At 37.0% G+C, this 23,436-nt stretch carries 25 protein-coding genes; 6 read left to right on the top strand and 19 right to left on the bottom strand.

Features of this window, described 5'->3' with window-relative positions; all coding sequences use genetic code 11:
- Window positions 1-47: 47 nt before the first annotated feature.
- The 3 genes from ffh to JDW14_01270 are packed head-to-tail and all read right to left on the bottom strand — an operon-like array spanning window position 48 to window position 2,257.
- Window positions 48-1,526, bottom strand: coding sequence for a signal recognition particle protein (gene ffh, locus JDW14_01280; GenBank protein QQD65783.1), 1,479 nt, complete (start codon window positions 1,524-1,526; stop codon window positions 48-50).
- A 33-nt stretch (window positions 1,527-1,559) separates the two neighbouring features.
- Window positions 1,560-1,886 carry a YlxM family DNA-binding protein gene (locus JDW14_01275; GenBank protein ID QQD65782.1) on the bottom strand — a complete coding sequence of 109 codons (327 nt, stop codon included), beginning with the start codon at window positions 1,884-1,886 and terminating at the stop codon, window positions 1,560-1,562.
- 8 nt (window positions 1,887-1,894) lie between these two features.
- Complete coding sequence (locus tag JDW14_01270) at window positions 1,895-2,257, bottom strand: metal-dependent transcriptional regulator (GenBank protein ID QQD65781.1); 363 nt, start codon at window positions 2,255-2,257, stop codon at window positions 1,895-1,897.
- A gap of 193 nt (window positions 2,258-2,450) precedes the next feature.
- Here JDW14_01270 and JDW14_01265 point away from each other — a divergent pair, with 193 nt between their 5' ends.
- From JDW14_01265 to JDW14_01245, 5 genes are all read left to right on the top strand, one after another.
- Entirely contained in the window at window positions 2,451-3,377 is a 927-nt protein-coding gene (locus JDW14_01265) for a zinc ABC transporter substrate-binding protein (protein QQD65780.1), read from the top strand.
- Between the two features lie 259 nt (window positions 3,378-3,636).
- Window positions 3,637-4,389, top strand: coding sequence for an ABC transporter ATP-binding protein (locus tag JDW14_01260; protein QQD65779.1), 753 nt, complete (start codon window positions 3,637-3,639; stop codon window positions 4,387-4,389).
- Window positions 4,370-5,239 (top strand): metal ABC transporter permease, encoded by an 870-nt coding sequence (locus JDW14_01255; GenBank protein QQD65778.1) that lies wholly within the window; start codon window positions 4,370-4,372, stop codon window positions 5,237-5,239. Before JDW14_01260 ends, JDW14_01255 begins: the two co-directional genes overlap by 20 nt.
- The gene (locus JDW14_01250; GenBank protein ID QQD65777.1) at window positions 5,236-6,066 is read left to right on the top strand and encodes a metal ABC transporter permease; all 831 of its coding nucleotides are present in this window, start codon (window positions 5,236-5,238) and stop codon (window positions 6,064-6,066) included. Before JDW14_01255 ends, JDW14_01250 begins: the two co-directional genes overlap by 4 nt.
- Before the next feature lie 95 nt (window positions 6,067-6,161).
- Window positions 6,162-6,428: a KH domain-containing protein gene (locus tag JDW14_01245; GenBank protein QQD65776.1), complete on the top strand. Its 267-nt coding sequence runs from the start codon at window positions 6,162-6,164 to the stop codon at window positions 6,426-6,428.
- Window positions 6,429-6,856: 428 nt separating this feature from the next.
- Here JDW14_01245 and JDW14_01240 read toward each other — a convergent pair whose 3' ends face one another.
- The 13 genes from JDW14_01240 to JDW14_01180 form a co-directional block, all read right to left on the bottom strand.
- Window positions 6,857-7,486: a V-type ATP synthase subunit D gene (locus JDW14_01240; GenBank protein ID QQD65775.1), complete on the bottom strand. Its 630-nt coding sequence runs from the start codon at window positions 7,484-7,486 to the stop codon at window positions 6,857-6,859.
- 3 nt (window positions 7,487-7,489) lie between these two features.
- Window positions 7,490-8,875: a V-type ATP synthase subunit B gene (locus JDW14_01235; GenBank protein QQD65774.1), complete on the bottom strand. Its 1,386-nt coding sequence runs from the start codon at window positions 8,873-8,875 to the stop codon at window positions 7,490-7,492.
- Entirely contained in the window at window positions 8,875-10,653 is a 1,779-nt protein-coding gene (locus tag JDW14_01230) for a V-type ATP synthase subunit A (GenBank protein QQD65773.1), read from the bottom strand. Before JDW14_01230 ends, JDW14_01235 begins: the two co-directional genes overlap by 1 nt.
- A gap of 21 nt (window positions 10,654-10,674) precedes the next feature.
- A complete protein-coding gene (locus JDW14_01225) occupies window positions 10,675-10,992 on the bottom strand; it encodes a V-type ATP synthase subunit F (protein ID QQD65772.1) in 318 nt (105 codons plus the stop codon).
- Window positions 10,976-11,992 carry a V-type ATPase subunit gene (locus tag JDW14_01220; protein ID QQD65771.1) on the bottom strand — a complete coding sequence of 339 codons (1,017 nt, stop codon included), beginning with the start codon at window positions 11,990-11,992 and terminating at the stop codon, window positions 10,976-10,978. The genes JDW14_01225 and JDW14_01220 overlap by 17 nt, the downstream gene beginning before the upstream one ends.
- Before the next feature lie 11 nt (window positions 11,993-12,003).
- Entirely contained in the window at window positions 12,004-12,591 is a 588-nt protein-coding gene (locus JDW14_01215; GenBank protein QQD65770.1) for a hypothetical protein, read from the bottom strand.
- A 13-nt stretch (window positions 12,592-12,604) separates the two neighbouring features.
- Window positions 12,605-13,081, bottom strand: a complete 477-nt coding sequence (locus tag JDW14_01210; GenBank protein ID QQD65769.1) for a V-type ATP synthase subunit K — start codon at window positions 13,079-13,081, stop codon at window positions 12,605-12,607.
- Window positions 13,082-13,097: 16 nt separating this feature from the next.
- Window positions 13,098-15,083 (bottom strand): V-type ATP synthase subunit I, encoded by a 1,986-nt coding sequence (locus JDW14_01205; GenBank protein ID QQD65768.1) that lies wholly within the window; start codon window positions 15,081-15,083, stop codon window positions 13,098-13,100.
- Window positions 15,073-15,396, bottom strand: a complete 324-nt coding sequence (locus JDW14_01200; protein QQD65767.1) for a hypothetical protein — start codon at window positions 15,394-15,396, stop codon at window positions 15,073-15,075. The genes JDW14_01205 and JDW14_01200 overlap by 11 nt, the downstream gene beginning before the upstream one ends.
- A 226-nt stretch (window positions 15,397-15,622) precedes the next feature.
- A complete protein-coding gene (locus JDW14_01195; protein ID QQD65766.1) occupies window positions 15,623-16,051 on the bottom strand; it encodes a GNAT family N-acetyltransferase in 429 nt (142 codons plus the stop codon).
- Window positions 16,052-16,411: 360 nt separating this feature from the next.
- Window positions 16,412-18,040 carry an FGGY-family carbohydrate kinase gene (locus JDW14_01190; GenBank protein QQD65765.1) on the bottom strand — a complete coding sequence of 543 codons (1,629 nt, stop codon included), beginning with the start codon at window positions 18,038-18,040 and terminating at the stop codon, window positions 16,412-16,414.
- Between the two features lie 106 nt (window positions 18,041-18,146).
- Window positions 18,147-18,866 (bottom strand): 16S rRNA pseudouridine(516) synthase, encoded by a 720-nt coding sequence (locus JDW14_01185; protein QQD65764.1) that lies wholly within the window; start codon window positions 18,864-18,866, stop codon window positions 18,147-18,149.
- Between the two features lie 95 nt (window positions 18,867-18,961).
- Window positions 18,962-19,951 carry a LysM peptidoglycan-binding domain-containing protein gene (locus JDW14_01180; protein QQD65763.1) on the bottom strand — a complete coding sequence of 330 codons (990 nt, stop codon included), beginning with the start codon at window positions 19,949-19,951 and terminating at the stop codon, window positions 18,962-18,964.
- Window positions 19,952-20,267: 316 nt separating this feature from the next.
- Here JDW14_01180 and yghU point away from each other — a divergent pair, with 316 nt between their 5' ends.
- Entirely contained in the window at window positions 20,268-21,050 is a 783-nt protein-coding gene (gene yghU / locus JDW14_01175; protein QQD65762.1) for a glutathione-dependent disulfide-bond oxidoreductase, read from the top strand.
- Window positions 21,051-21,122: 72 nt separating this feature from the next.
- Here yghU and JDW14_01170 read toward each other — a convergent pair whose 3' ends face one another.
- From JDW14_01170 to JDW14_01160, 3 genes are all read right to left on the bottom strand, one after another.
- Window positions 21,123-21,818, bottom strand: coding sequence for a dienelactone hydrolase family protein (locus JDW14_01170; protein ID QQD65761.1), 696 nt, complete (start codon window positions 21,816-21,818; stop codon window positions 21,123-21,125).
- Between the two features lie 157 nt (window positions 21,819-21,975).
- Window positions 21,976-22,971 (bottom strand): D-2-hydroxyacid dehydrogenase, encoded by a 996-nt coding sequence (locus tag JDW14_01165; GenBank protein QQD65760.1) that lies wholly within the window; start codon window positions 22,969-22,971, stop codon window positions 21,976-21,978.
- Window positions 22,972-23,141: 170 nt separating this feature from the next.
- Window positions 23,142-23,390: a hypothetical protein gene (locus tag JDW14_01160; GenBank protein QQD65759.1), complete on the bottom strand. Its 249-nt coding sequence runs from the start codon at window positions 23,388-23,390 to the stop codon at window positions 23,142-23,144.
- Window positions 23,391-23,436: the final 46 nt, after the last annotated feature.

Genomic DNA, 23,436 nt, shown 5'->3' with positions numbered 1-23,436 from the left:
CGCATAAATTGCTTTTCATGACGCTTTTTATATTCTATCTCAAAACACTATTTTCTTTTTTTCTTTTTCAATAGTCTTTGTATTTTTTTCTGTTCATTTTCTCTTTGTAATTGCTCTGGTGTCATAAAAGCACGATCTGATAAATTCGGCATTCCACCACCCATACCTGGCATACCACCTTGCATTTGTTGCATTTGATTCATCATTTTTTTCATGCCGCCCATTTTACCATTCGACATTTGACTCATCATTTGACGTGTTTGATTAAATTGCTTAATCATACGGTTAACATCAGCTAATGATTGTCCACAACCAGCAGCAATCCGTTTACGACGACTTTGCGAGATAATATCAGGATTACTACGTTCCTCTGGAGTCATAGAGTAAACAATCGCCTTAACACGTCCCATATCTTTATCATCAACATTTAGCTCATCTAAACCTGGAATCTTAGACACACCTGGAATCAATTTAAGTAGGTCTTTAATCGGCCCCATTTTCGTCACTTGATCCATTTGTTCGATAAAATCATTAAAGTCAAATGACGCATCTTTCAGCTTATCAGCCATTTCTTTGGCTTTTGCTTCATCGAAATCTTTTTGAGCTTTCTCGATTAAGGTCATCATATCCCCCATACCGAGAATACGGCTGGACATCCGTTCTGGATAGAATGGTTCTAACGCATCAAGTTGCTCACCTTGCCCTGTAAATTTAATCGGTTTATCGGTGATTGAACGAATTGACAGTGCAGCACCACCACGAGTATCCCCGTCTAACTTAGTAATGACAACCCCTGTAATATCTAAGGCTTCATTAAACGCTTGGGCTACATTTACGGCATCTTGACCAGTCATCGCATCGACTGTTAATAATATCTCATGCGGTTGAACTGTCGCCTTAATTTGACGCAATTCTTCCATTAATTCTTCATTAACATGTAAACGACCAGCCGTATCGATAATCACTACATCATTACCTTGCAATTTAGCTTGTGCTACTGCATCACGTGCGATGTCAACTGGATTCGCCTGTGTTCCATAACTAAACACATCAAAACCTAATTGTGCTCCAATTGTTTTTAATTGGTCAATCGCAGCTGGACGATACACGTCACCCGCTACTAATAATGGGCGTTTTTTTCCTTTTTCAACAACATATTTAGCTAATTTCCCAACAGTAGTTGTTTTACCAGCCCCTTGCAAACCTGCCATCATAATGATTGTTGGTGGTGCTGGAGAAAAATTCAATTCAACTAATTCGCCACCCATTAAGGCTGTTAATTCTTCATCAACAATTTTCAATACTTGTTGTGCCGGCGACAATGATTCTAACACATCAGAACCTAGTGCACGCTCATTTACTTTTTTTACAAATGTTTTAACTACTTGAAAGTTAACGTCTGCTTCTAATAAAGCTAAACGTATCTCACGCATCATCTGTTTTAAATCTGCTTCAGTAATTTTTCCACCTGCACCTACTTGGCTAATAGCAGACTGCAAACGTTCAGATAATCCTTCAAATGCCATTAAATTTATACATCCTTTCACACTTTATTTCATTTATTCATCATAAGCTCGCAATTTTTGCACAATGGCTAATACCGCCTCTTTATTATCAGCTTGGTCTTCTAATGTATCTAACCATTTTTCTCGTTGCAAACGTCGCTCTAACAAATGTAAGTTTTCTTCATATTGCTCCAGTGCTTTTTCACTGCGTTTAATTGTATCATGAACTGCTTGTCGACTAATTTGATAATGTTCCGATATTTCTGCTAGAGAATAATCTTCTTCATAATATAACGATAACATTTCTTGTTGCTTTACCGTCAATAAAGACTGATAAAAACTAAATAATTGATTCATGCGAACAAAAGAATTAATCGTCATACATTCACCTATTCCGGATAATGAATATATTGCGCTAAACGATTAGCTAACTCTGTAGAAGTCGCATGTTCCAATACTTCTGCTAGTTCATGCACTTCATCTTTATTATACCCCAATTCACGCTCTAGAAAATATTCCCAAATTTCATGCTTACGAATTAAATCAATCGCCATTTTCTTACCAGATTCGGTCAACTTGGCACCTTGATACCGTTCATAAGAAACTAAGCCCTCTTCCGATAACTTACCTATCATTTCAGAAACAGACGGAGCAGATACTCGTAGCCCTTGAGAGATAGATTTATTTGACACTAAGCCATCTGAACCTTGCTCAAAAATATATTTAATATAATCCTCTCTGCTTTGTGACATCGTGTGTATTCGCCTTCTTTCTGTCTCCAGATGATATTGTACTAATTCTTGTAATATCATACCATTTTATAAGATAATACACAATTTTTAAGTGCACCTAATTTTTTTAGGCTAACCTATTGATTTTTTGTTTCGGCTATTGTATACTTAATTCATCAAATAAATTTAGGTTAACCTAAAAAGGAGAATGTTTATGTTTAAAAAGTCGTTTAAAATAATCGCCACACTACTTTGTGCCTTGTCGATTATCCCCTTTGCCACAGGATTTGCAACAGAAAAGCCCACTGTAACAGTTACTACAACCTTTTTAGCTGATATGGTGCATGAATTAGCCGGAGATGCCGTAAATATCGAAACACTTATGCCAGCAGGTAGCGACCCACATCTATACCAACCGAAAGCACAAGATGTTCAAAAAATTTCAAAAGCAGACCTTGTATTGTATCATGGTTTACATTTCGAAGGAAAAATGGTTGAAATCTTAGAAAAATATGGTCAAGCTGTCACAAAAGATTTTGATAAAGATTCTATCAACCAAATGGAAGAAGATAATACTTCTGTTGTCGACCCTCACTTCTGGTTTGATGTAAACTTATACAAACAAGCAACTCAAACAGCCAGCGATGTTTTACAAGAAAAATATCCTGACTTAAAAGACCAAATCGCTAAAAATACAACTGCTTATTTAGCAAAATTAGATGAATTAGATGAGTGGATTAAAAAAGAATTAGGCACTTTATCAGAAGACCAACATTATCTTGTTACCCCACACGATGCATTCAATTACTTTGCTCGCAGTTATAGTTTCACAGTTTATGCTCCTCAAGGTGTCAGCACAAACTCTGAAGTTTCCAATCAACAAATCGGAGAAACGGTTGATTTTATCATTGAACACAAAATACCAGCGATTTTCGTTGAATCAACAACTAACCCTGAACGTATGAAAAAATTACAAGAAGCCGTTAAAGCAAAAGGCGGTAATGTAGCAGTAGTAAACGGTGAAGATGAAGCACTATTCTCTGACTCACTCGCTCCTGCTGGACAAAATGGTGATACATACATTTCAATGTATCAACATAATATCAACGTTATTGTTAAATACCTTTCACAAGCCCAATAATAAGGCGGCTTACATCAACCAGACGATTCACATATTTCGTCTTCATATTAATGTATGATTTGAACACTCACTTCATACATTGCACAAAGAAGTAAACTAATACATCATTTGACTGAAAAGTCCTCCTAAAACGGTGATATTAGTTTACTCTTTCGTTATTTTAAGCGATAATAAAGTATAATATTCTCAAAAAAATTTTCGCATGTAGGATTTCTCCCACATATTATTTAATTATTAAGCAATGAAGGAAGGCAGTGTTATGACACACTTATTAACCATTAAAAATTTAGCTGTGAGTTACCAACAAGCTCAAGCCCTATATGATGTTAACTTAGTTCTCCCAACAGGAAAACGAATTGCCATTATCGGCCCTAATGGTGCTGGAAAATCAACCTTAATGCAAGCAGCATTAAATCTTATCCCCTATCAAGCTGATGAGCTGACAGTATTAGAGCGTCCAATCCGTGAAGTACGCAATCAAATCGCCTATGTTCCGCAACGAGCAAATGTAAATTGGTACTTCCCTACTACTGTACTTGATGTGGTCCAAATGGGGATTACTAGTCAACGGTTTGGCTTTCAACGGATACGTCCTGAGCAAAAAGAACAAGCATTAGCTGCTATCGAAAAAATGGCATTAACCGATTTACAAAATCGTCAAATTAATCAACTATCCGGTGGGCAAAAACAACGAGTGTTCTTAGCTCGTGCCATTGCTCAAAATGCTCAAGCCTATTTCTTAGACGAGCCATTAGCTGGTGTCGATAAAACAAGCGAAGCCTTAATTATGGATCAACTCGCTGAATTAAAAAAAGAAAAACGTTCGAGCATTACTGTTCATCATCAATTAGAAACCGTTGATGACTACTTTGACTATGTTGTACTACTCAATCGAACCATTATTGCAGCTGGCCCAATTCATGAAGTCATGACGCAAGAAAATATTAATTTAGCCTATACTGGTACTACAAAAACAGACTGGGGGAGTTCCGATGACAAATCTATGGTCTAATCACTATATTTTTCTTGTCGTAGCACTTGGATTAGGATGTTTAAGTGTGGCAGCTAGTGTTATCGGCAGTTCGCTTGTACTAGAACGTCAAAGTCAGTTAGGCGATGCGATTGGGCATTCCTCTTACCCAGGAATTATTATTGCTTTTATGATTATTCAACATCGTTCGCCATTCTTTTTATTACTTGGGGCAATCGGTGCTGGTTTAGTGGCACTTTTACTCGTACATTGGCTCAGCAAATTCGAAGCCTTTCACTATGATAGTTTATTAGCACTAGTACTTTCGTCTTTATTTGGGCTCGGTATGGTACTGATGAGTTACATTCAAGGAAATGATAACTATTTAAACTCGTCACAAGCTGGTTTACAAAGTTATATTATGGGACAAGCCTCTTATTTGACGGTCGATGACGTGATATTAATCGCTGTGTGTACAGTTATTTCGCTCGGAATTTTTTACATTTTTTATCCGAAAATTAAATTAGTGCTATTCGACAAAGCATTCGCAGCGTCAATTGGGATTTCACCACGAAACATCAGTTTATTGAATTTATTATTAGCACTGCTCATCATCAGCGTAGGGCTTAAAGCAGTAGGTGCACTCTTAATTAGTAGTTTACTCATTACACCAACGATTATCGCAATGCAATGGACTCGTGAATATAAAAAAATGCTTTGGATCGCAGCCGGTTCAGGTCTATTTTCTGCTTTAGTTGGAACATGGTTAAGTACAACGATCTCAAAATTAGCAACTGGCCCAACCGTTGTTTTATGCTTATTTATTTTATCAGCTATTTCAATCTTTATTGCACCAAACGGTATTATTAAAAGTAAGGGGTGGATAAAATGATTGAATCACTATGGATTTTAATTGTCGTCGGAATTGCATGTAGCATTGTTGGTAATCTACTAGTGCAAAAGCAATCGGTCATGATTGCTGACGCTATTTCGCATACTATTTTACTCGGAATTGTCATTGCCTTTTTCATTGTGCAAGATTTAGATTCACCTTGGCTCATTGTCGGAGCAACTATTTTTGGTGTCATCACTGTTTTTGCCATTGAAACTGTCGTGAAAAATACTGCTATCCAACAAGATGCTGCTATCGGTTTAATCTTTTCAGCCTTTTTCTCAACGGCTGTCATCTTAATATCCAAATATCTAGCAAATGTGCATTTGGATATTGATATGGTCTTACTAGGACAAGTAGTTTTTGCCCCACTTAACCGAATGACCTTTTTAGGCATGGATTTACCGAAAGCATTTGTGCAAAATATTTTTGTATTGGTAATTTTATTCCTATTTTTATCCCTTACCTATCGCCCACTCATCATTCGATTATTCGATGAAACTTACGCTCGTGCGATTGGTATTCCGGTTTCGGCATTGGATTTCGCTTTAATGACACTTGTATCACTAACCAGTGTGGTCGCTTTTCAAAGTGTTGGAGCGATTCTAGTGATTGCCATGATAGTGGCACCTGCATTAGTCGCTCAACTATATGCTAAAAGTTTCATGCAATTACTAATGATAGGGATGCTAGTTTCAACTATCAATGCCATTGGGGGATACTATTTAGCACTCTATTTCAATGTGTCGATGTCCGGTATGGTGGCTGTCGTCAGTTTCATTACTTTTATCATCTTCTATGTATCAAAGACTGTGTTCAAACATTGATTTGTTGCATTATAAAATCAGACAAATTTGACCATTTAACATTTATCTGCTAAGATAATGGGGTAAAATGATTAAAAGAAAAAGGATGTACTTACATGGCAAATATTAAACAATTAATCAATACAATTGTCGAACCTTTAATCGAATTTCCTGAAGATATGCGTATTGAAGAAGTCGATACAGATGAATTTTACGAATACCATTTACATTTAAATAAAGAAGATATTGGCCGTGTCATCGGTAAAAAAGGTCGTGTGGCACGTGCGATTCGTACCATTGTTTACAGCGTTCGCACTAATAATCGCAAACGGACACGTCTTGTTATTGTTGATGAAGACAATAATAATTTGAGCGAAGAATAATACTTAAAAACCACCCATTTGATATGACGGGTGGTTTTTGCTTGTCCTATACTAAAAAATAAAAACACCACATCGCGATTGTGGTGTTTTTCATCAGATGCAAACATATTAAATGAATCTTATATTAATATAGGGAGAATGAAGCATAACTTAGGGAGTGGATGCTTCTTTAGAATGCAATCTGATGCAAAAAGTGGTAGTTTTACCTACCCGATCACACACCGTCAACATAGGGAGTGTTACTCGTGTGATCCACTGATAGTATAACATATTTTTCGGTTTTATCACACCTATTTTTACAGTCCCATAATGGAATTATCGGCATAATTTTATTTCATCACTGACCTCGCCCTATCGGCTCTTTTGAGTTTCGCTCACTTAGGCTACTCCAATTAGTTAAACCAAGTCACCCTCGCTCACACTAATACTTATTGCCCCATATCTTTAATTTTCATCATTCGTGTTACTTGAGCACGTTCTGCTTCTTCAAGTTTCATTTCGATAAAATAAATCGTTTCTTCTAATTGAGGAATCGTTCTAAATTCTAACGCATTAACACGACGACGTGTTTTTTCGATTTCATCTGCCATTAATTGACAGCTTTTCTCAATTTCAGCCAATTTCAGTAACTCTTCCAAACTAGCTTCTACTGACTCAATCGCTTGATCCATTTCAGCATTAGAAGAAATGAAACTATACGCAAATTCACTATCAATCGTATTTTCCTTAATATCCGAATGAATACGTGGCACTTTTACACTCATAATAGACTCTAATCGCATGTGCAAAGTAACTTCCTTAGACGGAATAGCTAACATCTCTTGCACCATTTGATCACTTTTGAGTGACTTCGCCAATACAAAGTCTTGCATGGCATTCGTTAATTTCGCTTCGACTTTTTGTCGCAACTCATTATTTTCTTTAATTCGCATAATAAACTGACGCATTAACTCGTCCTGTTTATCCTTCAATAATTTATGTCCTCTCGTCGCAGTTTTTAAGCGATCTTTTAAATTGCTTAACTCCATTCGCGTTGGATTGACATTTAAACGTGCCATGAATTATTCCCCCTTATTAGGTAAATATTCATCAATCATCTCATCTTTAATACGTTTTAATTCCGTACGAGGTAAAATAGACAACAATTCCCAACCTAAATCTAATGTTTCATAAATCGAACGGTTGTTATCAAATCCTTGGTTAATATACTCTTCTTCAAAACGAGTAGTAAATTCAACATACAATTTATCCGTATCCGATAGAGCAGATTCTCCTAAGATAGCTGACAATTCTTTTGCTTGCTTACCTTCGGCATAAGCAGCAAATAATTGGTTCATTGTCGGAGCATGATCTTTACGTGTTTTACCTTCACCTGAACCTTTATCTTTTAGACGAGATAAGGACGGCAAGACATTGATTGGGGGTTTATAACCACTCTTATCTAATTCACGTGATAAAATGATTTGCCCCTCTGTAATATATCCGGTTAAGTCAGGAATTGGGTGCGTAATATCATCTTCCGGCATCGTTAAAATTGGAATTTGCGTTACCGAACCCGGTTTTCCAACTAAACGTCCTGCACGTTCGTATAAGGTTGATAAGTTCGTATATAGATATCCTGGATACCCACGACGTCCGGGTACTTCACGACGTGCTGCTGATACTTCACGTAATGCCTCACAATAGTTTGTCATATCCGTCATAATAACTAATACGTGCATACCTTTTTCATAAGCTAAATATTCAGCCGTTGTTAAGGCAATTTTAGGTGTCGCAATCCGTTCAATCGCTGGGTCATTAGCCAAGTTGATGAACAACACCGAACGGTCAATCGCACCTGTTTCACGCAAACTATTCATAAAGAATTCAGACTCTTCAAATGTAATCCCCATTGCTGCAAAAACTACAGCAAAATTATCATCTGTATTTAATACCGTTGCTTGACGAGCAATTTGTGCTGCCAATTCTTTATGCGGCAGACCTGAACCAGAGAATACTGGTAATTTTTGACCACGTACTAAGGTGTTCAAATGATCGATAGCCGAAATACCTGTTTGAATAAATTCATCTGGATAATCTCTGGCAACTGGGTTAATCGCTTGTCCGTCGATATCCAATGATTTTTCAGGAATAATCGCTGGGCCATTATCAATTGGCTCACCCATTCCATTGAAAATACGGCCAATCATATCTTCTGATACTGGCAAGTGTAATGGCTTACCACTAAAACGAACTTTTGTTTTCGCCAAGTTAATACCTGAAGAACTTTCAAACAACTGCACAACAGCACGACTTTCTTGTACTTCTAACACTTGTCCACGACGCACTTCACCAGTCTGAGTTTCAATTTCAACAAGTTCATTATATTTTACGCCCTCAACACCCTCAACAATCATCAGTGGGCCAACGACTTCTTCTACTGAACGATACTCTTTAATAACTGCCATTATGCCTCACCTCCGCTTGCTAAAATCTCACGCATTGTGCTATCAATTGCTTCTTTTAAGGCTTTGATGTCATCTAATCGCTCTTCTGAAATGAATTTACTACGTGCAATACGGTCACGTAACTCAACTGTACCAGACATAATATCTGTAAAGTACGCACCTAAATTCAATGCTTCATGTGACGCTTCATCAAACGCTAAAATATTTGATAACATCGTTTCTTGTTTTGCAAATGACGTGTAAGTATCGACATCATCAAACGCATTTTGTTGCAAGTAATCTTCACGAATCATTTTAGCTGTATTCATCGTAATACGGTCACGTTCTGATAATGACTCAATACCGACTAAACGTACAATTTCTTCTAACTCAGATTCTTTTTGCAATAAGTTCATCGCTTTTGTTACTTTACGTGCCCACTCAACACCAAAATGTTCTTCAATATATGAACCAACTTCATCTTGGTATAATGAATAAGAGCTTAACCAGTTAATTGACGGGAAATGACGTTTACGAGCTAATGTCGCATCTAATCCCCAATACACTTTAACAATACGCAATGTATTTTGCGTTACTGGTTCAGAAGTATCCCCACCGGGTGGTGATACCGCACCAATTGCAGTAATCGTCCCCTCTAAACCTTGACTACCTAATACACGCACACGTCCTGCACGTTCATAATATTCCGCAATACGAGAACCTAAATAAGCTGGATACCCTTCGTCACCTGGCATCTCTTCTAAACGTCCTGACATTTCACGCAATGCTTCTGCCCAACGAGAAGTTGAATCCGCCATAATCGCTACTGAATATCCCATATCACGAAAATACTCAGCAATCGTAATTCCAGTATAAATTGACGCTTCACGTGCTGCTACCGGCATATTAGACGTATTTGCAATCAAAATCGTACGATTCATAATCGATTCACCAGTTGCTGGGTCAATTAATTCCGGAAATTCATTCAATACGTCCGTCATCTCATTACCACGTTCACCACAACCAACATATACCACAATGTCCACGTTCGCAAATTTGGCTACTTGATGTTGCACTACCGTTTTACCCGCACCGAATGGCCCCGGTACAGCTGCTGCTCCCCCTTTGGTTACAGGGAAAAATGTATCGATAACACGTTGTCCTGTCATCATCGGTTCAACAGGGCTTAATTTTTGTGCAAATGGACGACCACGACGTACTGGCCAACGTTGAATCATTGTTCCTTTGTACTCGCCACCATTAGACAAACTCAACTCATAGACAGTTTCTTCAACTGTAAACTCGCCCTCATGAACAGCTGTAAGTGTCCCTTCATACCCATATGGCACCATAATACGATGTTCCACTGATTTTGTTTCTTGTACCACACCGATTACGTCACCAGCTTGTACAGTATCACCTACTGCTTTCTTAGGTGTGAAGTTCCATTTTTTCGTACGATTTAATACAGGCACTTCAACTCCACGAATTAAATAGTCGCTTTGTGTTGCTTCCATAAAAGTATCTAACGGTCTTTGAATCCCATCAAACATTTGGGACATAATACCAGGCCCTAATTCAACTGATAAGGGCTCACCAGTTGTCACAACTGGCTCTCCTGGTGCTAGACCGGATGTTTCTTCATAAACTTGAATGGAGGCTTTATCTTGACGCATTTCAATGATTTCACCGATAAGACCTAAATGTCCTACACGGCAAATATCTTGAATATTTGCTTCTTGCATTCCAGATGCAACCACTAATGGTCCAGATACTTTAATAATTTTACCTTGACTCAATCTCGTTCCTCCTTATTCCTTCTATAAAATATTCATACCGACTGCTTTTTCCACATTATCTTGAATGCGTTGTTTGCCGATTCCTAATTGCCCACGATGAGTCGGAATTAAAATGACAGCAGGAGTTACAACGGTATCATAAAATTGAATGATTTCAGGAATTTCTTGTGCAAAATCTTCAGTCAAATAAATAATTCCATAATCCTCTTTGGCTAATTCTCTTAACTTCACTTTTGCAGCTTCCCCACTTGTAACAGGGAAAATATCGAATCCAATCATTCGAAACGGTAGGATAGCATCACGATTACCGACTACTGCAACTCTATATTGTTTCACCATAAATCGCACCCATCCTTTCCGTCATCTGTTCACGTTTCAAACCATTGACACGCCCTGTTAAAACCAAACGTAAATTACGAATTTCTGCTTCTTTTCCAACTAAATATCGCAATAAAGTTAAAGGTCCGTCTGATTCTAAACGTTTTTCATATAAAAATTGATGTAAATAATCATCTTTCAATCTTTCTAACTGACTAGCAGTCATTGTGCCTTCATCCATCGCCTTTGTTGCCTTTTGAAAGACCGAACCATAATAGACATTATCTTGGCACTCAAACCAATTAGAAAGCTCATTATTCTCGATATAATCAATGAGAATTTGTTTTTCAACTGAACCTCGACTGGTCATCATCGTATGCATAAAGCTCCGACCCTTTGCCAATTCCATTGCACGCTTAACCGCAATCACATTGTAAAAATCAACGAGTGCATTAATAATCGGTGCAACACGTTCATCGGAAATACGTTCTTCTAGCATACGAAGATGTGCAAAGTAAGCACCATCAAAACCAACATCAATCGCATCAGTTAACTGATAGGCTTCATATTCCGACCATGTTCGACGCACTTCTTCAACAAGTGTTGGGTAGACAATAGCTGACTCAAGATTATTTACTAAATGCTCAAGTGCCTCAATTGAAAAACGACCAATCGGAATCAATAAAGTCGATAAATCTCGTCCTGTCGCACGAATTTTCATCAATACTTTCAAATTATGATAGGTATAAATCGATGAAAATAGTTCAATCACTTCCGACTGTGGTGACAATTCAAACAACCAACGATATGTACGCCGTAATTCCGTCATCAAAACTGTTTCAATCGCATCTGGATCTTCTAATTGCTCCGCTGACATTTCATACGGTGTATTTTGTAATAGCAGTGAAACAGATGCCGTATCTTTTGCATCTAATAATTGTTGCCATTCTTCCGTTGTTAAAAAATCTTTCTCTCGAATACTAATCGTTGTATTCACACTTGAAAAATCATGGGTAGTCATAAAATCCCCCCTTAATTTTGATTTTCAAAAACTTGTTGAACTAATTGTGTACTCATTTCAGAACGGATAGAATCAACCAATTGATTGAATAAAAAATTATAATCAACACGTGCATCACGAATGATAAAACCTGCTGCATTCGCAACCACTTCTTCACTAACTGACACATTCGAATACATTGACTGCAATGATTCCACTTGTTCTGACGTCAATTGGTCTTTTGTTTTATCTCCAAACAATAATGTTACTTGTTGTTCTTTGAATTGATTCAATATTTTCAATAAAAATGACTGTAAAGTATCGCCTGACCAAGAAGTCATCTGTTCAACAGCCCCTTCAAATAGGGTATCAATTAAATGTTGACGATTCATTAAGTTACCTTGTCGTCCTTGATTAGCCATTTGCTGCTCTAAACGAACCAATTTATGTGCTTCTTTATCTAACAAATGCTGACGCGCCAACTCTTTTTCACGTGTTAGTTTTTCCACTTGTTCATTAAATTCAATTTCATGAATTTGCTTTACTTTTTCTAATTGCGCTTGTCCTTCTTGGTGCGCCTTAGCTAAGATGGACTCACGTAATTTTTGTAAGTCGCTCATATACTCGTCCTCTCTATACGTTTAAGAACATTACTAATGATACTACGAATGCCAATACGGCATAAGTTTCAACCATCGCTGCCAAAATAATCCCTTTAGTATTTTCTTCAGGACGTTTTGCTAAAATTTGCATTGCAGATACTACCACTTGACTTTGGTATTTCGCAGAGAAGTAACCTACAATCCCTACTGGTAATGATGCAAAGAAGTATCCTAAACCTTTTTCAACGGTTAAACCAGAATTTAATTGTAATACTGTTAAGAATCCAATTAAGAATCCGTATAAACCTTGTGAACCTGGTAAAAGTTGTAAAATCAATGCTTGTGCAAACTTATCTGGCTCTTCTTTAAGTAAAGCTGCAGCAGTTGAACCACCTGCTTGTACACCGGCTGCTGAACCAATCCCACTAAATACGACTGCAATAAAAATACCTAAACTAGCGAAGAAAACACCGCCATTTTGTGTAAAGTAACCTACAAATTGTTCCATAATTCTAAATCCTCCATTATTTTACTTTTTCTTGATTAATTGTGACATATTCTTCACTGATAGTTAAAGGCTCAAACGGTTTGCCTCCACCTGTAAAGAATTTTGAAAAGAACTCAACGAAAATCAGACGTGCACCATGTACATATGCCGATAACATTGATAAAAACATACTTACTGCATGTAATAATAAGAACAATACGACACCAATCGTAAACTTGCCCCAAATTGGTAAGAAGCTGAGTAACATATTAAATGCCATTGCCATACCTGCACCAGACAAACCTAATGCCATTAAACGAGAGTAAGATACTAAATCGCCGATATAGCTCGTTGTTCCGTACAAATCATAAAGTCCCCAGCCCATGCTTGCAAAACTTTTTGACTTAATACATGGTGCAATGACGATTCCTAGCGCATTCAAGATTGCCAGCCATTTACCGATTGTTCCAAATATTTCATAGCCAGGTACCAACATACCTAATCCTAATAATAACAGACCAGTAACAAGCAATATCCAAGCTAGTCCAGACGCATACGCATCAATATATTGTTTCGCTTTTAAATTTAGATAAATATTTAAACCTAATGCAGTAAAAATATTTATCAAACCCAAACCAACCGAAATCAATAAGATTGGAATAACATCGGTGTTCGGATCAAAAATACCGATTGGCATTGTGAATCCGAAAAATGAACCATAGATGATTCCCCAAATACAGACAGAAATTCCAAGTACAAAGCCAAAACGCAACATGCCTTTCATACTATTGCTTAAATTGAAGAATTTCAAAGCGAATAGACTGCCTAATACCGTCAACAAACCATATCCTAAATCAGCTACCATCATACCGAAGAAAATAAAATAAAATGGCATAACAAATGGTGTTGGATCCATTTCATTATATTTTGGTAAAGCATACATATTGGTAATTAATTCAAATGGTGCAATAATCGGATTATTTTTCAATTTAACCGGGACATTTTCCACTTCATCTTCTTGCACTTCTGCCGTACGAATCACAATTTCATCACCAAATTGTTGTCTGATTGATGTTTCAAAGATTGCAAATTCATCTTTTTCAATCCAACCTTCAATCGCCACTAAATGTTGTGTCACGCCCAATTTTTTCTTCGCTAATTCACGTGCATATTTTGTATTGACATAATCAGCTTGAATTTTCAATCCGGCTAATTCATCTCGAGTATTTTTCATTTGCTCAATAATCGCAATACGTTCTGCTTTGACTTTTTCAATCTCATCATTCCACAGCGCAACTTGCTCACGTGGTAAAAGATTGTATGGATATTCCAGCTTATTAAAACGAGCTTGCGTCATTAAATCTTCTACTGCTTCACGTTCATTATCTTGATAGAACAAAATTAAGCCATATTCAAAATCATTCAAGAAAATAATCTTGTGCTCAATATTGGGGTGCTTACGAATCAGGTCGATATATGCATTACTTTCGACATTAGGAATAGTTCCAATGACTGCTTTGACATATTGAAACTGTCTTAATTGCTCCGGAGTGACATCTAGTTCACGCCATTTAACAATTTTATCGATTGCTTCTTGCGTTTTTTCAAGATAATCATCAATTTCACGAATGCGTGTCGTTAAATGATTCGCTTGTTTAATAACCGTTTGTTCTGCAAATTCATCATTGTGCAATCGAAAAGTATCAAAATCCATTGCCGGCTTTTCTGCTGTTAATGTTTCCCATAACTTGCCTTTTACTTCATAAACTTCTAATTGTTCAATTGCGTGTAAAATTCTTTGCCGACGACTAATGATTGATTGCAATGCCTCATCTTCAAAGACAAACGCTTGTTGCTCTACATCATAGTGTCGAATTAATGGTGTATCCGATACTAACTCTATCGTTTCTTCTTGCAGATTGTTTACATGAACACGACGCAACCGTTGAACCGATGCTAAAATTGCATCTAAATGCTCACGTGCTGCAATTAATGTCACTTTTTGCATTTGGCTAATCGCCATATTGTGCCACCACCTTATCTACAATTTGATTAATCAACGCTGACTTTTTATCAGCAAGTGCATGTGCTAACTGTTGTTGATTTTGTGATAAATTTTCCTTCAGCTGTGTTTCCATGCGAACTTTCTGCATTTCGAAATGTTCCCTTGCCTGTTGGACTAAGCGTTGCGTTTCTTCTTCTAATGAAGATGAAACTTCATTCAAACGCTGTGCTATAGATTCTTTTGACGCTTGAATTTGCTCACGATAATTCTCACGAATCTCAGCGACTGCTTGCTCAATCGCTTGCATTTCTTCTAACGTAGATTGTGCCATTGTTACACCTCCTTCAACAATGAAATCCTTGTTTACATTACAATTCGATTTCAATTTAAGATACTAACATTTTTATTATATCAAAATATTAGCGATTAATTAAGTAAATTTCATAGGATTTATCGTGTCATTATCACATTAGCCAAAAATCGCAGCATTTTTTGTGACTTTTCTTCCTATTTATATAGATTGATTTATTGAGGCTTTCTTAATGAAAATTTAATATTTATGATTGGCCAAAATTCATCTCAATATGTGGAATTCCGTCTTCTAAATAAATTTCACCTACTGATTCAAACCCATGTTTTTCGTAGAAATATATTAAATGTGCCTGTGCACTAATTTGAATCGGTCGATTTGGCGAACATGCCTTGATAGCCGTTTCCATCAATTCATGTGCTAATCCGGTTCCACGTAAAGATGACATCACTGCCACTCTACCGATACGTGTATGTGTTGCATCTTCGATGATGCGAAAACAAGCAACTATATTTTGCTCTTCATCAAACTTCAATCCATGTCGACATGTTAAATCCCACTCATCAATCTCAGGATAGGCACATTGCTGTTCCACGACAAAAATATCCGTCCGTAGTTTAAATAATTGATAAATTTCTTGGTAATTCATGTTAGATAATGTTTTTATTTGCCACATTTTGGTGCCTCTTTCTGATTTTGTTATACATCAATTATGATAGATATAAAAAGACAGATGTCCAATTTATTAAAAGTTCGACCAATAATGAACAGACATCTATCACATACAATGATATAACAAAATTTTGAAAGATTGAAGTTTTCATTCCGATAAATTACCATAACACATCAAAAAGCTGCTGTGCTATTGAAAGCCCCAACCGTAAAAATAAGACTAGACACACTGTCATCAATTGACACAAATAGCATTAGCACCCTTACTCAATCATCATTTCTAATATTATTTGTTATCATTTTCAGACCCTATGCCCAGCCTCAAATGTTCTCATTTCCATATACTAATTAGGTATATAATACTTTATAATACTTCTCCTGCTATCTTCTCTACTTGTATCACTGACTTGAATTGCTGCTTAAATCGTTTAAATCCCTCCACATCTGCTTCATTCGGTTCAATCGTTTCAATCCCTGTGTTTTTAAACACTATCTCATCCAAATATTGAGCCAAACTCATCTCACTATATTTAAGATAATCTGCTAATAAGGCAATCCCCCACGCTCCACCTTCTCCTGCCGTTTCCATTACCGACACCGGTGTATTAATACTTGCTGCTAATAATGTCTGTGCCACTCGTGGTGTTTTAAAAATACCCCCATGACCTAATATTTGTTCTATCTTTATCTGTTCTTTCTCAGTCAGTATCTCCATTCCAATCGCCAATGTCGTAAAAGCTGATAGAATATGACTTCGCATTAAATTTCCTACCGTTAAACGACTCTCTGGTGTGCGTATCACAAGCGGTCGTCCCTCTTGAACATTCGTAATACTCTCCCCTGAAAAATACCCAATACTCATCACATCGCCACAATCTTTATCACCTTCAAGTGCTTGATTAAATAAAAGTGCATACGTATCACTTAATGTTTGTTGTGGATTTAAGAATTGACTGTATTCATGAAAGAGTTTCACCCACGCATTAATATCCGAACTGCAGTTATTAGCATGTACCATCGCAACATTATCCCCTACCGGAGTTGTCACGATATCAATTTCAGGGTATTGAGAATTTAAATCTTGTTCTAATACAACCATTGAGAAAATAGAAGTACCAGCTGAAACATTTCCCGTCTTAGGTGCGATACTATTCGTTGCGACCATTCCCGTTCCTGCATCTCCTTCTGGTGGACATAATGGAATACCTGCCTCTAATACTCCTGTTGGGTCTAGACGTTTTGCTCCCTCTTGCGTCAAGGACCCTGCAACCTGTCCAGCAGATAATACTTTCGGTAATCGTGTTACCAATTGCCATGGCACCTGTTCAGAAACTAGCCTATCAAATTGTTCGAGAAAGGCTTGGCGATAGTCAGCAGTCTTGGCATCAATCGGAAACATACCTGAAGCATCTCCTACACCCAACACTTTTTCACCGGTTAAACACCAATGAACATAGCCAGATAAGGTTGTCAGATAGGAAATATTCGCAACATGAGGTTCTTTATTCAACATCGCTTGATACAAATGGGCAATACTCCAACGTTCTGGAATATTAAATTCAAATGCATCACTCAACAGACTGGCAGCCTGATGTGTTATCGTATTACGCCAAGTACGAAATGGCACTAATAATTGATTCTCTTGGTCAAATGCTAAATATCCATGCATCATCGCACTAATGCCAATACTACCTATCGTCGTTAACGCAATACCATATTGTTTTTGAACCTTTGCAGCAAGTTCAGAATATGCCGACTGAATCCCATTCCACACTTCTTCTAAATCATATGTCCAAATACCGTCTTTCAATTGGTTTTCCCATTCATAATTACCGGACGCAATAACATTTTGCTCGTCATCAATTAATATCGCTTTTATCCGTGTTGAGCCTAATTCAATTCCTAAGGCTGTTTTTCCCTCTTGAATCGCTTGTGTGACTTGACCCATGACAATACCTCCTAAAACGTTTTCATTCTGTTGAAATTTTATCATAGATAGAGGTATCTGTAAATGTATGTGAGAAAAAGAACATACATGCTTTATTGATTAATCTCTCCCCTTAATTTCTATCGCAATATTCCTCAATGATTTATCCCCCTTACTCCAAATACTCCTTTATCCACCCTAATTCTGTTGTAGTCAATTCACGATATTCTCCCGGTGCTAATTGTGGGTCTAAAGTAAACGAGCCAAATGCAATCCGTTTCAATTGAACAACTTTAACACCTACGGATAAAAACATCTTTTTAACTTGATGAAATTTCCCCTCCGAAATCGTAACATGAGCCACGCTCTGATGTTCTTGAGCTGATAATATCTCTAATTGGGAGGGTCGACATTGATACCCGTCATCGAACAGAATACCTTGAAGAAATCGTTGTTGTTCTTCTTCGCCTAATTTTCCATTAACAATCACTTCATAAGTTTTATCGACATGATTATCTGGATGCAACATACGAAAACCTAATGGGCCATTATTCGTTATAAGCAATATTCCACTTGTATCACGGTCCAATCTACCCACTGGATATAATCCAGTAACTTCAATTTTTTCATTCATTAAATCAATTACCGTCATCATTTCATCATCTGTAACAGCACTGACTACACCTCTAGGCTTATTCATTAAATAATACCGTTCTCTTTCACCGACTAGACGCTCACCTTTAACGACAATCTCTTGTAAATGGCTATCAACATTTTGTCTTAAACTATTCGCTACTTTAGCATCAACAAGTATTTCACCTTCTGCTAGCATTTTTTTGCGTTGCTTTTTTGAATAATTTTTTGTCTGAATTAATAATTTATCTAATCGCATTTTCAAACCTCGTTCTCATCAAATCAATTCACATGAGCCATTATACATTAAAAGACCCTCCTAATATACGGAGAGTCTCTTTAATGCATCAAATTTTAATACCAACCATTTGCTTCCCAGAATACTTTAGCTGCTTCCCATGAACCATAACGGTTAATAACATATTCATCTGCTACTTTTTCTTGATTTTCACGTGATAAATCACCTTTCAAATAAGAAACCGTTAATTGATAACGTCCATAATAAGTTCCTGACGGATTCCAAATTTCATAGTTTCCACCTGATTCTTTCATCGCAATCCATTCTTTCGCTTCAGAAATGATACCACCGTATTCATTCAGACCAGAATTTGTTGCCACGGGTGCTGGTGTTACTTCTTCACTAACAGTAGGTGCTTCTGTTGTAACAGGTTCTTCAACGACTGGAGTAGTTTCTTCACTCACTGGAGCTAATGTTGTTTCTTCAATTGCAGGAACTTCTGGTGTTGCAGGTGCCTCACTAACAGTCGTTTCAACAGTAGATGTTTCTGCCATTACAGGTGCTTGCGTTGTTTCTTCAACCGTTGGCACTTCTGCTGAAACTGGCTCTTCAACAACTGGAGCTTCTGTTACTACAGATTCTTCAGCTGGTGCAACAGTTTCTTCACTCACTGGAGCTGAAGTTGTTTCATCTTGGTCTACACTTGAAGTGCTAGTTTCAGACACCCACTCTGCCGTTTCCGATACAGCATAATGAGCAGCTGGTGCTACTGTATAAGTCTGTGGTTGTTCACTTGTTGGATTCACATAAGATAAAGTATTTGCTTGGTGATTAAAATACAATACTGAACCCGCTTGAATAAAGTTAACATCTGCAATAGCATTAATTGATGCCAATTCTGCTACTGAATATCCTGTCGCAGCTGCAATCGTACTTAATGTATCACCCCATTGGATAACATATACACCTGATTCACTCGTCTTTAATGTTTCACGCACATCGCTTTCTGAACGTTGTGTCCAAGTTTGTGCTAATGCTGTATTTAAATTAAATGTAGCTAACGACAATACGGCAGTCGCTGCTATCACTTTTAATGATTTCTTCATAATCAATAATTTCTCCTTTTGCATAATATTTAAACTCTCTCGTCTAAATAAGTTATTGCCTATGAAACCATTCTACATGATATTCCAAATATTAAAACCCTTTTGGATTATCTGTAAGTCAACCTTAATCAGTTTGCCCAAGGTCGCAAGATTTTTGTAATGATATGATATAAAAATATCACTTTGTCATCATTCTGTAACACAGTCCACGCTTATTTTTAGTCAAATTATCGCCATTCTATCAATCAAAATAGTTGCGATTATCAGTAATATCGCACTATACTGAAGTAAAACTGAAACTTATGGAGGAATCATAATGACAAACTATACAAAACCTGATGTTTGGCAATGGCAAAATCCAAACGATAAACGAAGTGGTAATCGTCCAACAGCTGGTGCTCGCTTTGAGCAAACACTTCCTATTGGTGACGCTCCACATCAAGTGTATTCACTCGGTACACCAAACGGAATTAAAGTAGCAATTATCTTTGAAGAATTAAAAGCACTCGGCATCAATGGGACTGAATACAATTTATATCAAATTAATATCGGTAAAGGAGACCAATTTGGAACGGACTTTGTTAACATCAATCCCAATTCCAAAATTCCTGCTTTAGTAGACTATTCGACTGAACAACCATTGCATGTTTTTGAATCAGGTTCTATTTTGCTATATCTTGCTGAAAAGTTTCAACAATTTATTCCAACAGATATTGCCGGCAGAACAGAAACACTCAATTGGTTATTTTGGCAAACAGGAGCTGGCCCTTATATCGGTGGGGGATTTGGACACTTCTTCCATTATGCACCATACGACATGGAATATCCGATTGAGCGTTTCACAATGGAAACGAAACGTCAATTAGACTTGTTAGACCAATTATTAAGTAAACGTGAATACATTACAGGCGATACTTATACAATTGCTGATATGATGATTTGGCCATGGTACGGACGTTTAGTGCAAGGTCATCTATATAATGGCTCAGATAAATTTTTAGCTGTCGAACAATATCAGCACTTAAACCGTTGGGCTGAACAAATTAGTCAACGACCAGCAGTGCAACGTGCACTTGAAGTTCCTTACCAATCACTATAAATCACACAAAAAGGTACTAACTCCAATATTTTAGGAGTCAGTACCTTTTATTATTCATCGTTTTCCCCTATTCTACCTAAAGATTGCATTCACTTTATCAGCAACCATTTGTTGCTGCACATCAGCTGAAATAGTCGCCACACCGTCACCCTTTTGCACACCATAGTAACCAAATTGTGCGTGATTTCCACCTTTAATTATCTCTAATTCAGCTGAATTAGGTAGTCGTTTTAAGGCTTGTGTCCAATTGTCTTGATTTAAAACCTTATCTTCCGTTCCACGAATCGATAAGACAGGAAATTTAACGTGCGATAAATCAGTGTGCTTAGAGGGATAACTCGCTAACAAGACTAGTCCTTTAATACGATTATCTCCAGCTGCTACTTGGCTCGCAACTACTCCACCAAGTGAATGTCCCATTACAATGGCTTCTGTCAGTTGTTCTTCTATCATGATTTTATCTACTTGCTTACTAGCAAATATTGGTAAATCAAGTGGTGCATCAATGACATAGACATCTCTTTGTTCATCGGATAATGCTTTTGCTAACGGCAAATACGCCTTAGCATCAACTAACGCTCCTTGATACAAAATAATCGGAGTCTTACTTTCTTCTTTGACATCAATGTGCCAGCCATAACGCATCTTTAAAACTCCGTCCACCATAACATTCGCATCAGCTTGATAGCGTGCTATTTGAAATAATATAACGATTGCTACAACTATCACTATGAATACAGCAGCAACTATTTTCAATATTTTTTTCATTCTAACTTCCTCTCCATTATCTCAATAAAATTCAGTATAACACACGTAACAACAGACTGACACAAGGAAAAAATCTAGTTTTCAAGCCAACAACTCTCCAAACTAGATTTTGTATAAACTGAAACTTGCAGCACTACGTTTCTGATATTCACTCGTCTTAATTCATGCGATTTTTCGTAGTTCCTGTTTGAATAACTTCCAGAGCTGCATTTAAGCCACCTTCCACTAAATTTTTTACAGCTTCATCTGTGTAATAGGCAATATGGGGAGTATAACTGATTTTAGGGTGATTCAATACTTTTTGGAAAGTGTCATCTTCAATTGGCTTATCGCTCCAGTCTTTTGGAATATACGCAGCTTCTGATTCATATGTATCCAAAGCAGCCCCAGCTAATAATTCTTCGTCTAACGCTCGCAACAAATCCTGTGTCTTCACAATTGACCCACGTGCCATATTTAATAGCATCGCACCTTTTTTAAACTTTCTAAACAAATCATAATCGAACAAATAGTAATTATCAGCCGTTGCTGGCATATGAATCGACACAATATCGGCATCAACAATCGCTGTTTCAATGGAATCAACATAATGTAATACATCTTCGCATAATGCATTGGGATATAAATCATACCCTATCACCTTTGCACCAAATCCTTTAAAAAATTTTGCAGCAATAGAGCCGATTCGTCCAGTTCCAATAATCGCCACTGTCATATCTCCCAGTACACGTCCACGAATTTCTGGTGTCCAACGAAAATCTTGTCTTTCAACACGAGCCTGAATTAACTCAACCTTACGAATCAAATTTAGGGCTGCACTGACCGTAAATTCTGCAATAGATTCTGGCGAATAGCTCGGAACATTTGAAATAATCAAATGATTAGCTTGTGCTAATTCCAAATTATACATATCGACACCCGCACTACGTTGTGCAATTTGTTTAATACCATAGCTGGCTAATTCAGAATAAACTGCCTCATCAATCGGTGCTACTTGACTTAGTGAAATACCGTCAAATCCTTTTGCTTGTTCCACCGTATCCATTGTCAGTAAGTCAACCGTCATTTCAACTTCTACATTATTCTGTTTCGCCCACTCTAACGCCCAGATTTTTTCTTCTTCACGAGTATTATACATCAATAATCTAACCATTCATTTATTCCTTTCGCTTAAAACACTTTATTCTATCTTATCAACAGTACCCCATTTCACGCAATCGTTAATTATTCATCGCCATAATCAAAAAAACATTTGCCAGACTATACTATCAGCCTAACAAATGTTTTTCACTTTATTGGGAGAATATCACACGAAATACGCCCTTATTTTTTTATTATTTTAGAAAATGGTGTTTTATGCGTCTTAATAAAACTTTCAAACCAATGGTCTAAAACACTATCATCATTATTATTTCCTGAATCACTGTTATCTTCTAAGTCATTGTCTTCTAAATGAACTCTTCCAAAAAGCGTAAACTCGCTCTCTGATACTTTCCCTACTATATCATTTTTAAATACAGGTAAAAAGCAACTTGCAAATAAAAGCGAGATAAAAAATTTTTTCTTCATCATTGTTCACTCCAATACTTTGTTGTTTGTAAAACTTACAGGAGTAATT

This window comes from Aerococcaceae bacterium zg-252 (assembly GCA_016237705.1).
GTDB lineage: Bacteria > Bacillota > Bacilli > Lactobacillales > Aerococcaceae > Globicatella > Globicatella yangjingiae.
Note: the sequence above shows the minus strand (reverse complement) of the source record. Positions and strands in the feature narration are given on the sequence as shown.